The following is a 13,447-nucleotide window of genomic DNA, read 5'->3' as shown; positions in this document are numbered from 1 at the left end:
AGGCCTGAATTTACCGAAGACTAATTGTCCCTGATTATGCCACGCCGTCCTGACGGTCCAGAACGCTGGCCAGCGCGGCCTCGAAGCCGGAGGCCTGCCCCGCGGAGGCCGTCGGGTCCTGCTGGCGGACGTCGATGACATGCCCGGTCAGCTCGGAGAGCAGCACGTCGAGCGAGGTGCGGGCCACCGCCTCGGAGGACAGCAGGCTGCCCGCGGGCTCCTGGCCGAAGGCCTTGGTGCGCATGGGCGTGGCGGTGCGCTCGGGGTTGATGCAGTTCACCCGGACGCCGTCACCCGCCCATTCGTCGGACAGGGCCTGCGTCAGGTTGACCATCGCCGCCTTGGTCGAGGAGTACAGGCTGTACTCGGCGCGGCCGCGGGTGTAGCTGCTGGAGGTGTACAGCAGCAGCTGGCCCTTGGTCTCCGCCAGGTACTTGTACGAGGAGCGCGCGATCTGCACCGGGGCCAGGTAGTTGACCTTCAGCGCCTCCTCGATGGTGGCGTTGTCGGTCTCCGCCAGCTTGCCGATGCGCAGCACGCCCGCGGTGTTGACGACGTAGTCGATGCGCCCGGTCTCGGCGTACGCCTTGGAGAGCGCGTCGTCGACCTCCTCCGGGTTCTCCACGTGGGTGCCGGTGGTGGAGCGGCCCAGCGCGTACACCTTGGCGCCGTAGGCCTCGGCGAGTTCGCCGATGTCCTTGCCGATGCCGTAGGAGCCGCCGAAGACGACAATGGTCTTACCGGTGAGCAGCTCGCGGTAGGCCTCGTCGCTCACCTGCTCGGGAGCCGCGGTCGAGGCGAGCTGGAAGAGCTTGTCGGCGATGAAGACGTCGACCGGCTGGGTGACCTTCATGTTGTACTCGTCACCCGCGACGACGTGGATCGGCACGTCCGGCAGGTACTTGAGCACGACCGAACAGTCGTCCGTGGCCTGGAAGTTGGGGTCCCCGGCGGCGACCTCGTAGGCGCGCTTGATGGTGGACAGCTTGAAGGCCTGCGGGGTCTGGCCGCGGCGCAGCCGGGAGCGGTCCGGGATCTCGGTGATGAACTCGCCGTCCAGGCCGTGGGTGCGCGTCACGATGATGGTGTCCGCGGACGGGATGGCCACGTCGACGGCCTGGAAGCGCTCCAGGGCGACCACGCAGTCGTCGATCACACGGCGCGAGAGCAGCGGGCGCACGGCGTCGTGGAACAGGACGTTGAGGTCCTCGCCCTCGGCCAGGCCCTCACCGAGGGCCGCGATGGCACGCTCGGTGGTCTCGTTCCTGGTGGCGCCACCCTCGATGATCTTCTTGACCTTCCGGAAGCCGGCCTTGGCCACGATCTTCTCTATGTCCGGAACATAACCCGGCGCCATCAGCACGATGATGTCGTCGATGGAGTCGGCCTTCTCGAAGGTGGTCAGAGTGTGCTCGATGACTGCCTTGCCGGCGATCTTCAGCAGCTGCTTGGGGATCGAGAGACCCACGCGCTGACCGGTGCCACCGGCCAGGATCACTGCGGTGGTACGGGGCTTGGCGATGTGCTGGGACACAGAAGACCTACCTCGGGGCGACAGGGAACGGGGAAATGGTCCCACTTGCGGTTACCGCTGTGCAAGGTGACCGCCGTTCACCGCATATGTACGCGCTACCTGTCATTCATCTTGCACTGCCAGTAACGACGACGGTACGGGAGTTCAGCGGCGGCGCAGCTTCTTCAGACAGCGGTGTCCGAGTACCCGCACCAGTTCCTTCGACGACGTCTGGTGCACCGTGCGCGCCTTGGCGGGCGTGCTGTGCCGCACCGGCGACTCGGCGGCCGCGGCGAGCGCCCCGTACAGCGCCCGGGCCGCCACCTCGGGCGAGATCCGCGGGGCGGGGATCCCGTCCAGGGCGGGCGTCTTCGGTACGGCGGACAGGAGCCCGGGGTCACCGATGACCCGCACACCCAGGTCAGCGATGCGCCGCATCATCCCAGCACCGATCTCGGCGGCGGCCTCCACGGCCCACTCGGGAGTGAGGATCTTCACGTCCTCGGGCGATGGACTGCACGCGTTCTTCATATGCATGACCGCGCCGTTGCGGACGAGCTTGGAATACAACTCGTCCGGCAGTCCATTGCCGCGGAATTCCTTGTTAAGATTCCGCAGCATTTCGGTCTCGGCGAGAGTAAGAGAGCGATTCGTCGCATCCGGAACGGGCTGGAGGAGATTCTCGGGCAGCCCGAGGAGTTGTTCGAAAGTGCGCATCAGCCCCTCGCGGTCGCGGTCGTCGACCACGACGACGGTGATCCGCTCCGCACCGACCGCCCGGGCCCAGCGCTCGACGAGCCGGTCATGCCGGTGGCGGCGCCAGAAGCTGGGGGTGGGCTGCTCGTACGGCGCCTTCCTCAGCATGTGGGTGAGCCAGTTGTCGTAGCCCATGCGCAGGCCGTTCTGCACGTACTGCTGCCACTGCGAGGGCAGGATCTTCGCCAGCGGACGCAGGGTGACCAGCCCGTGGACGCGCTCCCCGCCGAGCTGCTCGACGATCCGCGCGATCGTGTCGTCGCCCTCGGCGTCGGCGAAGAACTCGCTGCTGATCACCGAGGTCTTCCCGCCGGTGGCCTCGACCTGTTCCAGCAGTCGCGTCCAGTGCTTCTCGGTGGGCGCGGTGTCGCCGATCATCGCGGGCCTCGCGCACGCGGCCAGGGCGGCCTCCATGGGGTGTCTGCTGTGCGCCGGGAAGACGACGCCGTGCTCGGGCAGCAGGTCCCTCACCGCGAACAGCGCGCCCTGGATGGCGGTCGTGCCGGTCTTGTGGGGGCCGATGTGCAGCAGGCGGGTGCCGGCGGGCAGCGGAGCGGTCACGCCGGTCACCGGAAGGTCGTTACTCGTACAGTCCGTCTCCATGGTCAGAGGACGGTAAGAGAAGTGCCTGAGTGTGACCTGAGAGAAGCGTGGGACGGCGATGAGGACCACGCCCCGCTCAGGCGACGTCCTCACACCAGCCGGACCCCGGGCTTGCCCGCGTCCACGCGGAGCTGCGCCAGCGTGCTGGGCGTCGCCTGCGGTCCGACCACCGTGTCCACGGCCCGGACCTGGGCGTCGATGCCGTGCCGGTCGATGTCGAAGAGGTGGTATCCGCGATGGGCGTCGACGAACTTCCAGTGCGGGTTGTCGGCCCTCAGCGGGTCCCACTGGGTGTGGAAGGCGGTCTGGTCCTGGTCGCCGTTGCTGGAGATGGACGTCCCGACGAACTCGGCGCCGACCACCCGGGAGGACGGGTCGGCATAGTCCTCCTTGAGGTCGCTGATCATCGTGAAGTGACGGTCGCCCGAGAGCACGACCGGGTTGCGCACGCCGGCGAACTCCTCGAGGAGCGCGTTGCGTTCGACCTGGTAGCCGTCCCAGGCGTCGTAGTACCAGAGCTTGCCGGCGCCGAGCAGGATGTCGGTCTCGGCCATCATGATCTGCGAGGCGATGACGTTCCAGCGGGCCGGCGAGTCGTGCAGCCCGTCCAGGAGCCACTGCTTCTGCTCGGCGCCGAGCATGATGAGCGAGGGGTCCTGGGCGGCCGCCTGACCGGTGACCTGGTCGCTGCGGAACTGCCGGGTGTCGAGGACGTTCAGCCGGACCAGACGGCCGAACTCCAGGCGCCGGTACATCTGGATGTGCGGGCCGTCCGGGAAGGCGGTGGCACGGACCGGCATGTGCTCGTAGTACGCCTGGAAGGCCGCGGTCATCCGGGCCACGAACGCGTCGTGCGGCTGCTTGTCGGGGTCCTGCGGGATCTCACCGGCCCAGTCGTTGTCGACCTCGTGGTCGTCGAAGGTGACCACCCAGGGCACGTTCGCGTGGATCTCGGCGAGGTCCGGGTCGGTGCGGTACTGGGCGTACCGGTTGCGGTACTGGACGAGGGTGTACGGCTCCCCCGTGCCCTCGTGCCGGCGCGGACCGGCCGACGACGGCGCCGACTCGTAGATGTAGTCGCCGACGAACAGCACGACGTCGGGGTCCTGGTCCAGCATGTCGGCGTACGGCGTGAAGTACCCCTGCTGCCAGTTCTGGCAGGAGGCGAGCGCGACGCGCAGGGTGCCCTGGGAGGTGTACCGGGCGGGGGCGGTGCGGGTGCGGCCGGTGCGCGAGAGCTGGCCGTCGGCGCGGAAGCGGTACCAGTACGTCCGGCCCGCCCGCAGCCCCCGCACATCGACGTGAACGCTGTGTCCGAACGCGGGCATGGCCTGGGCGGTGCCCCGGCGGACGACCTTTCTGAAACGCTGGTCCTCGGCGAGTTCCCAGTCCACCGGTACCACTCTGTAGGGCATACCTCCGCCGTTCAGCGGGTCCGGGGCGAGCCGGGTCCACAGCACGATGCCGTCCGGCAACGGGTCACCGGAGGACACACCGAGGCTGAACACACCGTCGGGCAGCGGGGTCTCCGCCGCTCGCGCGGTGCCCGGCAGCCACAGCTGGGCGGAGACGGCGGCGCCGAGCACAGCGGCGCCTGTGGTCAGAAAGCGGCGTCGGCGGGGTGATGCTGCTCCGTACATTGCGCGAACTCCCTTGCGGCGCTGACCTCTTGGACACCCTGGAAGCTCACGCTTCGGGGGATCCGTGCGTTGAACCAGAGTGTTCGCGTACATGACAAATGGAGAGACAAGAGAAGAGCCGTTGCGACTCGGGTATCACATGATGAACGTGATCCCTGCGCAACGGCCCTCAGGACACTGCCGGCTGACGATCTTTTGGGTTTGGTTGGCGAAGCCCCAGCCCAGAGGGGTCTTCGAAGGACCACAAGGATCCCGCGCCCGCGTTGGCGTCACCCACATGGACGACGTCCGGCGTGCCGGACGTCGCCCGAGATTCACTCAGAAGGGCTCGAAGTCGTCGAACTCCTGGGTTGCCTCGTCCCGTTCGGCCTGCTTGTCGCGGCGGCGCTGGGCGGCCGGCCGGGGTGCCTCGAAGCGGTGGTCCTCGCCACGCCGGCCGAGCATCTCGGCGCCGGCCATGACGGTCGGCTCCCAGTCGAAGACGACCGCGTTGTCCTCGGGGCCGATGGCGACGCCGTCGCCCGAGCGGGCACCCGCCTTCATCAACTGCTCTTCCACACCGAGGCGGTTGAGGCGGTCGGCGAGGTAGCCGACGGCCTCGTCGTTGCTGAAGTCGGTCTGCCGCACCCAGCGCTCCGGCTTCTCGCCGCGCACCCGGAACAGCCCGTCCTCCTCGCGGACCACGGTGAAGCCCGCGTCGTCCACGGCCTTGGGCCGGATGACGATCCGGGTCGCCTCCTCCTTGGGCTTGGCGGCCCGCGCCTTGCCGACCAGCTCGGCGAGCCCGAAGGACAGCTCCTTCAGCCCCATGTGCGCGACGGCGGACACCTCGAAGACGCGGTAACCGCGCGCCTCCAGATCCGGCCGCACCATCTCGGCGAGGTCCTTGCCGTCCGGTACGTCGATCTTGTTCAGGACGACGATGCGGGGACGGTTGTCGAGGCCGCCGTACTCCCTGAGCTCCTCCTCGATGATGTCGAGGTCGGAGACCGGGTCGCGGTCGGACTCCAGCGTGGCGGTGTCCAGGACGTGCACGAGGACACTGCAGCGCTCCACGTGCCGCAGGAACTCCAGGCCCAGGCCCTTGCCCTGGCTGGCGCCCGGGATCAGACCCGGCACGTCGGCGATGGTGTAGACGGTCTCGCCCGCGGTCACCACGCCCAGGTTCGGGACCAGCGTGGTGAAGGGGTAGTCGGCGATCTTCGGCTTGGCCGCGCTCAGCACCGAGATCAGCGAGGACTTGCCCGCGCTCGGGTAGCCGACCAGCGCCACGTCGGCGACGGTCTTGAGCTCCAGGACGATGTCCTGGAGGTCTCCCGGCACGCCGAGCAGCGCGAACCCGGGGGCCTTGCGGCGGGCGGAGGCCAGCGCCGCGTTGCCGAGGCCGCCGCGGCCGCCCTGGGCGGCGACGTACGAGGTGCCGTGGCCGACCATGTCGGCGAGGACGTTGCCCTGCCGGTCGAGCACGACGGTGCCGTCCGGTACCGGCAGGACCAGGTCCTGGCCGTCCTTGCCGGAGCGGTTGCCGCCCTCGCCGGGCTTGCCGTTGGTGGCCTTGCGGTGCGGGGAGTGGTGGTAGTCGAGCAGCGTGGTGACGGACTGGTCGACGGTGAGGATCACGTCACCGCCACGACCGCCGTTCCCGCCGTCCGGGCCGCCGAGCGGCTTGAACTTCTCACGGTGGACGGAGGCACAGCCGTGACCTCCGTTACCCGCGGCGACATGCAGTTCGACGCGGTCCACGAAGGTGGTCATGGTTCGGTGCCTCCAAAAACGTTCACGAGTACTACTGCCTTAACACGCGAAAGGCGGACCCGCCTTCCCACCAGGGAAGTGAGGTCCGCCTCGCGAAAGCTTCCGATCAGGCGACCGGAACGATGTTCACGACCTTGCGGCCACGGCTGGTGCCGAACTGCACCGAACCGGCCTCGAGGGCGAACAGCGTGTCGTCGCCGCCACGGCCGACGCCCGCGCCGGGGTGGAAGTGGGTGCCGCGCTGGCGGACCAGGATCTCGCCCGCGTTGACGACCTGACCACCGAAACGCTTCACGCCGAGGCGCTGAGCGTTGGAGTCACGGCCGTTACGGGTGGACGATGCGCCCTTCTTGTGTGCCATCTCTCCTCAGTCCCTTACTTCGCAGCCGCGGGGATCTCAGTGACCTTGATCGCCGTGTACTGCTGGCGGTGGCCCTGACGACGGCGGTAGCCGGTCTTGTTCTTGTAGCGAAGGATGTCGATCTTGACGCCCTTGTGGTGGTCCACGACCTCGGCCTGGACCTTGATGCCGGCCAGGACCCACGGGTCGCTGGTGACAGCTTCGCCGTCGACAACGAGCAGGGTCGAGAGCTCGACCGTGTCGCCAACCTTGGCAGTGGAAATCTTGTCAACCTCAACGATGTCGCCGACAGCAACCTTGTGCTGGCGACCACCGCTGCGCACGATGGCGTACACGCGGATCTCACTCTCACTCGAAGAACGGCACCCCCGCAGTCCAGCCGCCCGGCCAAAAGCACGAACGACCTCTCCCGGACAGCCGGAGCACCCGGAAGGAAAAGAGGTTTACGGGGATGTGGCGGCCACGATGGACACGCCGACGGTCAAGGTTACGGGGCCCCGGCGTGGGGGTCAAACCGGACCTCGGACCGGCCGGGAAACGGGAGCGGCCGCAGGGCTGAACCAGAGGGTGCCCGCCGGGCCGGAGGTACCCGGCCCGGCGGATCAGCCGGTGTCAGCCGGTCACCGCTTGGATGCCGCGGCGGATCGGCGCGAATGCCGAGCGGGGGCGGCGCAGATTGCGGGCCCGCACGAGGGCCGGCCAGAAGTCCGCCCCGAGCAGGATCTCGCCCTGGACGGCGTTCTTGCGCAGCAGTACCTCCTCCGGAACGACCTGCGGGTCGTCGGCGCGGTACTCCTCCATGATCTTGTCGTAGTTGTCCTTCAGCACGGTGCTGGTCGGATCGGCTCCGAAGATCGCCACGACACCGGTCGGCTTGGTGTCGAGCTCCACCACCACCAGATCGGGGCGGAAGCGCCGCAGCACCTGCGCCACCTTGAACACGTCACCGGTCCACATGCCGGTGTGCCGGTCGCGGGCCGCCTCGTCGACGTTGCGCGGCAGCATGTCGTCCAGCACGATCACACTGGACCAGCGCGAGTGCCGCTCGACGTTCATGAAGTCCCGCAGCGCGAACTCGAAGAGGTGCATGCCGTCGATGAACGCCATCTCGATCCGCGGGTCACCGCCCAGGAAGTTCAGCGGATCGCGGCGGGCGAGCGCGCGGAACGGGTTGCGGCCGTTGCGCAGGTGGATCAGCGGGTCCTTGCGACCGAAAAAGTCGTCGCTCGTGGCCTTGACCATGTGCACATCACAGCTGACCTCCGACGTCACCTTGAACGCCGGGTCGACGGCGACCGTGGGAACGCGGGACAGCGTCAGACTGCGGCCGTCGTTCACTCCGATCTCAAGGTAGTTGCGGGGGCGATAGACCTTGTGCAGTTGGCGGAGAAACCCGTGCCGATCCACGTAAAGTGCGCCCTTCAAGGTGGTTGACGACTAAGCGATTTACGGAAGCTAGCCGGGGTTCGACCGGGGAGTAAACACCTACCGGACAGTAACTTCATAGGCTTTCAGAGTTCCGAGCGATAGGCGACGCAGTCCTCGTAACGGGGCAGCAGGCCCTGTGCCGCCGCCTCCGCCAGCGTCGGAGCGGCGGCGTCCTTGTCCGAAAGCAACGGCTCCACGTCCGCCGGCCATTCGATGCCCAGCTCGGGATCGAGGGGATGGATGCCGTGCTCCCGCCCCGGCGCGTAGCCCTCGGAACAGAGGTAGACGACGGTCGCGTCGTCGGTCAGCGCCAGGAAGGCGTGTCCGAGACCCTCGGACAGGTAGACCGAGGCGTGCGTCTCGTCGTCGAGCCGGACCAGCTCCCACTGCCCGTAGGTGGGGGAGCCGACCCGGATGTCGACGACGGCGTCGAGCACGGCGCCGCGTACGCACTTCACGTACTTGGCCTGGCTCGGCGGCACGTCTGCGAAGTGGACACCGCGGAGGGTGCCGCGGCGGGACACCGAGCAGTTCGCCTGGGCAAGGGACAGGTCATGCCCGGTGCTCGAGCGGAAATCCGCTCCGCGGAACCACTCGTGAAAGCTGCCGCGCTCGTCCGGGAAGAGGCTGGGCTCGTGGACCCAGGCGCCTTCGATCGAAAGGGGCTTCATGATGGAGCGGGACCTCCGGTTCAGGATGAGAGAACTCGTTTGACCTTCTTGGCGAGTTTGCGCCACGTGGCCTCGGACTCCGGGGACTTGTCCGGGACCGGGTGCATGTTTCCGCCGATGTCGAGAGCGAGCCGCCCGTCCCTGGTCCAGTAGGGAGCGGCCTGGATGTTCAGGCGCTGGGACCGCTCACCACCGCAGGGCAGCAGCTCGCTCACCGGGCCGCCCTCGATACGGGCCATGCGTTCGATCCCGAGCAACTGGACATTGACATGGACGTCGTACAGGCCCTTGGGGAGCCGACCGCCACATGCCGCCGTGTCCGGATCGATGCGCACGGTTCCCGTGATCTCCACAGTCCCGTCGGCAGCCACCGTCAGCTTGGACTCAACCGCGGCGAACCAAGCCTGGGCCTTGTTGCGCTGGCGCAGCTGGAAATCCACGACCGCACGGTTCTCTATGTCCTTGAAGGACCATTCCGGCCCGCCGTCTATCCCCTGGACCACGGCGAGGTCGAGGCCGTAGCCGTCGGCCAGCTTCCTGACCTTCACCGTGGCACCGTCCTGGTAGCGCAGCCGGGCGCGGAACGGCGCGACCAACACACCCCGCTGCCAACGCACCGGGCCGTCGAACTCGACCTCGCTGACGGTGTCACGGTAACGCTCGGCCACCTTGCGCAGGTCCTCGACACGGTCGGCCTCAAGCAGTTCGGCGCGGAACCGCCACAGCGGCGGCAGCCCCTCACGGACGGAGTCCGAGTACTCCTCGACGGCCACCTTCCGGGCCGCCTCGTAGTGCCCCATGCTGAAGGGATCGCCCTTGAGGAAGCCCCCTGTGGAGGTGTTCCGCAGGACCTCGACCCGGTAGTTGCGCGTCAGAAAGGCGTCGCGCACCGGTCCCGGGCTCGTGCTGGCCTTGACTATCTGCGCGGTCTTGGCAAGCCAGGGATAGTAGTCTCCCGGCTCGGTCCGGGTCTTGCTGTTGTTACTGCCGTCGTCGCGCTTGCTCCAGTCGTAACACACGACATCGCCGACTATCGTTATGTTCTTGGCGAGCGGATAGGCCTTCGCCAGGAACATCTGGTCCTCGAGGCGGCAGCGCCCCTCCTGGAATTTGATGTCGTTGTCGAGCAGGAACTGGCGCCGGAACATCTTGTGCGGGGTCAGCGTCTCGTACAGCTCGGCGAACTCCGGGCCGACGCTGTCGGCCGACTCGCGGAAAAGGCGAATGGGGCCGCGCATGTTGCCCTTGACCTTGCCGACGACGATGTCGGAGTTGTTCTGTCGCGCCCGGTCGTACATCACCTGCAGCGCCTTCGGCCCCAAGGCGTCGTCCTGGTCGAGGAAATGTATGTACTCGCCGCGTGCATTGGCGACACCGACATTACGGGGACGTCCGGGCCAGCCCGAGTTCGGCATGGAGAACACCCGGAAATTCCCCGTGTCGTCGGCCATTTTCTTCAGCCGCTCCGCGGAGTCATCGGTCGATCCGTCGTCGATAAAGAGCACCTCGAACTCGTCCTGCGGCAGTGACTGCTTCAGGAGCGAGTTGATCGGGCGCTCGATGTAGACCCCCGCGTTGTAGACCGGGATGATGATGCTGACCTTCACGGTCATGGGTTCCCCTCCTGTAGCTCCGCGACCAACACGGGCATCGCGCAGCTGAGACTCTCGGACCAGTCACGAATCGGTTCGATGCCGGCCTGCTGCCAGCGGTTGTGCCCCAGCACGCTGTACGCGGGTCGGGGCGCGGGGCGGGCGAACGCCGCGCTGGTGGTCGGCCGGACCCGCTCCGGATCCGCGCCCAGCAGCCGGAAGATCTCCCGGGTGAGCCCGAACCACGTCGTCTCGCCACCGCTGGTGCCGTGGTACACACCCGCGGGAGCGGTCCCCGCGAGGGCGGCTTGGCCGAGGCGCACCAGGCGGTCGGCCAGATCGACGGTCCACGTGGGCTGGCCCCGCTGGTCGTCGACGACATCGAGGGTGTCCTTGACGCCCTCCAGCTTGATCATCGTCCGCACGAAGTTCCCACCGCCGGTGCCGTAGAGCCAGGCGGTGCGCACGACGTACCCGCGCTCGATCCCGAGCACGGCCTGCTCGCCGACCAGCTTGGTGCGGCCGTAGGCGCTGCGCGGCGCGGTGGGGGCGTCCTCCGCGTACGGCTCCTGGGCGTCCCCGGCGAAGACGTAGTCCGTGGAGACGTGCAGCAGGACGGCCCCGGTGCGGGCGCAGGCGTCGGCGAGGTGGCGGGGCCCGTCGCCGTTGATCGCGAGCGCCTCGTCCTCACGGGTCTCGGCGTCGTCGACGGCCGTCCAGGCGGCGCAGTTGACGACCACGGCGGGCCGGTGCTCCTCGACAGCCGCGCTCACCGCGTCGGCGTCGGTGAGGTCCAGCGCCTTGCGGTCGAGCGCGACATACCGCTCCCCCGCCCGGTCCAGCCGGGCCAGGACGTCCTGGCCCAGCATGCCGCCCGCGCCCGTGACCAGCCAGGTGCGGTTGTCGGTCACAGCGCGGCCCGCTCCTTCAGCGGCTCCCACCAGGCGCGGTTGTCGCGGTACCACTGGACGGTCTCGGCGAGGCCCTGCTCGAAGCTCTTGCGGGGCTCGTAGCCGAGCTCCTCGCGGATCTTGGTGCAGTCGACGGAGTAGCGGCGGTCGTGGCCCTTGCGGTCCTCGACGTACTCGACGCTGGTCTCCCAGTCGGCGCCGCACGCCTTCAGCAGCAGACCGGTGAGCTCCTTGTTGGAGAGCTCGGTGCCACCGCCGATGTTGTAGACCTCACCGGCGCGGCCCTTGGTGCGCACGAGCTCGATGCCCTGGACGTGGTCGTCGATGTGCAGCCAGTCGCGGACGTTGCCGCCGTCGCCGTACAGCGGGACCTTCTTGCCGTCGAGAAGGTTGGTCACGAAGAGCGGGATGACCTTCTCGGGGAAGTGGTGGTGCCCGTAGTTGTTGGAGCAGCGGGTCACCCGCACGTCCAGGCCGTGGGTGCGGTGGTACGACAGCGCGATCAGGTCGCTGGACGCCTTCGCCGAGGAGTACGGCGAGTTGGGCTCCAGCGGGTGCGTCTCGGGCCAGGAACCCTCGTCGATCGAGCCGTAGACCTCGTCGGTGGAGATGTGCACGAAGGTCTTGATGCCCGCGCGGTGGGCAGCGTCGATGAGGGTGTGGGTGCCGACCACGTTGGTGCGCACGAACTCCGCGCCGCCGTCGATGGAACGGTCGACGTGCGACTCGGCGGCGAAGTGCACCACCTGGTCGTGCTCGGCCATCAGCTTGCCGACCAGCTCGGGGTCGCAGATGTCGCCCTGCACGAAGGCGAATCCGGGGTGCTCGCGCACCTCGTCGAGGTTGGCCGGGTTGCCCGCGTAGGTCAGCTTGTCGAGGACGGTGACCGAGACGTCACCGGGTCCCTCGGGGCCGAGCACGGTACGGACGTAGTGCGAGCCGATGAAGCCGGCACCGCCGGTCACCAGAATCCGAGTGGTCATGAAGAGATCTGCACCTTGCTGTGATCACCGAGCACGAGCCGGTGTGCCTTGGGGTTACGGGGCGCGGGCGTGACCTCTACGTCACGTCCGATGAGCGAGGCCTCCACGCGGCGCACGCCGGTCACGGAGGAACCGCGCAGCACGATGGAGTACTCGATTTCGCTGTCCTCGATCCGGCAGTCCTCGGAGACGGACGTGAACGGACCGATGTAGGCGTCATTGACCACCGTGCCGGCACCGATGATGGCAGGACCGACGATCCGGCTGCCACTGACGCTGGCACCCGCCTCGATGCGGACCCGGCCGATGATCTCGCTGCTCTCGTCGACCGTGCCCTCGTTCACCGGATCGACGGTCTCCAGGACCGACCGGTTGACCTCCAGCATGTCGGTGACGTTGCCGGTGTCCTTCCAGTAGCCGGAGATGGTCGTGGAGCGGACGTCGCGCTTCTGGTCGATCAGCCACTGGATGGCGTGCGTGATCTCCAGCTCACCGCGCCAGGAGGGCTCGATGGAGCGGACGGCCTCGTGGATGGCCGGAGTGAAGAGGTAGACGCCGACGAGCGCCAGGTCGCTCTTGGGCTGCTTCGGCTTCTCCTCCAGGCCCACCACCCGGCCGTCGGCGCCGAGTTCGGCGACACCGAAGGAGGTGGGGTTGGGGACCTTGGTCAGCAGGATCTGCGCGTCGGGGCGCTCGCCGCGGAACTCCTCCACCAGGCCGGTGATGCCACCGACGATGAAGTTGTCGCCGAGGTACATGACGAAGTCCTCGTCACCGAGGAAGTCCTGGGCGATGAGGACGGCGTGGGCGAGGCCCAGCGGCGCTTCCTGCGGGATGTAGGTGACCTTGATCCCGAACTGGGAGCCGTCACCGACCGCCTCACGGATCTCGTCCGCGGTGTCGCCGACGACGATGCCGACCTCGCTGATCCCGGCCTCGGCGATCGCCTCCAGGCCGTAGAACAGCACCGGCTTGTTGGCGACCGGCACCAACTGCTTGGCGGAGGTGTGGGTGATCGGGCGGAGGCGGGTGCCCGCTCCCCCGGAGAGCACGAGAGCCTTCACGAAAATCCCTTTTTGTCTAAATTAAGCGTCAATCTCGGCTCACATCATAACCCTGGGGACAGGCCAGAGATTCACTAGCCATTCACATGATCGATCACCGATTGACAACTTTTGGTCGGACGCAATAGTCACAGAATCACGAAATCCGCCCCCGGCGAACCGGGAGCGGA

12 protein-coding genes are annotated in these 13,447 nt (G+C 67.8%); all 12 read right to left on the bottom strand.

Going from position 1 to position 13,447, the window contains the following annotated elements:
• Positions 1-34 precede the first annotated feature (34 nt).
• Entirely contained in the window at positions 35-1,534 is a 1,500-nt protein-coding gene (locus AQJ46_RS10860) for a bifunctional cytidylyltransferase/SDR family oxidoreductase (protein ID WP_059205364.1), read from the bottom strand.
• Between the two features lie 144 nt (positions 1,535-1,678).
• Positions 1,679-2,872 (bottom strand): hypothetical protein, encoded by a 1,194-nt coding sequence (locus AQJ46_RS10855; RefSeq protein ID WP_059205825.1) that lies wholly within the window; start codon positions 2,870-2,872, stop codon positions 1,679-1,681.
• 89 nt (positions 2,873-2,961) lie between these two features.
• A complete protein-coding gene (locus AQJ46_RS10850) occupies positions 2,962-4,512 on the bottom strand; it encodes an alkaline phosphatase D family protein (RefSeq protein ID WP_059205363.1) in 1,551 nt (516 codons plus the stop codon).
• A 318-nt stretch (positions 4,513-4,830) separates the two neighbouring features.
• A complete protein-coding gene (obgE, locus tag AQJ46_RS10845; RefSeq protein ID WP_059205362.1) occupies positions 4,831-6,267 on the bottom strand; it encodes a GTPase ObgE in 1,437 nt (478 codons plus the stop codon).
• 106 nt (positions 6,268-6,373) lie between these two features.
• Positions 6,374-6,628: a 50S ribosomal protein L27 gene (gene rpmA, locus AQJ46_RS10840; protein ID WP_057615924.1), complete on the bottom strand. Its 255-nt coding sequence runs from the start codon at positions 6,626-6,628 to the stop codon at positions 6,374-6,376.
• 14 nt (positions 6,629-6,642) lie between these two features.
• Positions 6,643-6,963, bottom strand: coding sequence for a 50S ribosomal protein L21 (gene rplU, locus AQJ46_RS10835; RefSeq protein ID WP_030601628.1), 321 nt, complete (start codon positions 6,961-6,963; stop codon positions 6,643-6,645).
• A 277-nt stretch (positions 6,964-7,240) separates the two neighbouring features.
• Entirely contained in the window at positions 7,241-8,035 is a 795-nt protein-coding gene (locus AQJ46_RS10830) for an O-methyltransferase (RefSeq protein WP_059205361.1), read from the bottom strand.
• 104 nt (positions 8,036-8,139) lie between these two features.
• Positions 8,140-8,727 (bottom strand): dTDP-4-dehydrorhamnose 3,5-epimerase, encoded by a 588-nt coding sequence (rfbC, locus tag AQJ46_RS10825; RefSeq protein ID WP_059205360.1) that lies wholly within the window; start codon positions 8,725-8,727, stop codon positions 8,140-8,142.
• Positions 8,728-8,747: 20 nt separating this feature from the next.
• Positions 8,748-10,340, bottom strand: coding sequence for a glycosyltransferase family 2 protein (locus AQJ46_RS10820; RefSeq protein ID WP_059205359.1), 1,593 nt, complete (start codon positions 10,338-10,340; stop codon positions 8,748-8,750).
• A complete protein-coding gene (rfbD, locus tag AQJ46_RS10815) occupies positions 10,337-11,230 on the bottom strand; it encodes a dTDP-4-dehydrorhamnose reductase (protein WP_059205358.1) in 894 nt (297 codons plus the stop codon). Before rfbD ends, AQJ46_RS10820 begins: the two co-directional genes overlap by 4 nt.
• On the bottom strand, positions 11,227-12,213 hold the full coding sequence (rfbB, locus tag AQJ46_RS10810; RefSeq protein ID WP_020116357.1) for a dTDP-glucose 4,6-dehydratase: 987 nt from the start codon (positions 12,211-12,213) through the stop codon (positions 11,227-11,229). The genes rfbD and rfbB overlap by 4 nt, the downstream gene beginning before the upstream one ends.
• On the bottom strand, positions 12,210-13,277 hold the full coding sequence (locus AQJ46_RS10805; protein WP_059205357.1) for a glucose-1-phosphate thymidylyltransferase: 1,068 nt from the start codon (positions 13,275-13,277) through the stop codon (positions 12,210-12,212). The genes rfbB and AQJ46_RS10805 overlap by 4 nt, the downstream gene beginning before the upstream one ends.
• Positions 13,278-13,447 lie beyond the last annotated feature (170 nt).

It is taken from the genome of Streptomyces canus, assembly GCF_001514145.1.
Taxonomy (GTDB): Bacteria; Actinomycetota; Actinomycetes; order Streptomycetales; family Streptomycetaceae; genus Streptomyces; species Streptomyces canus.
This window is presented reverse-complemented; position numbering and strand designations above follow the sequence as displayed.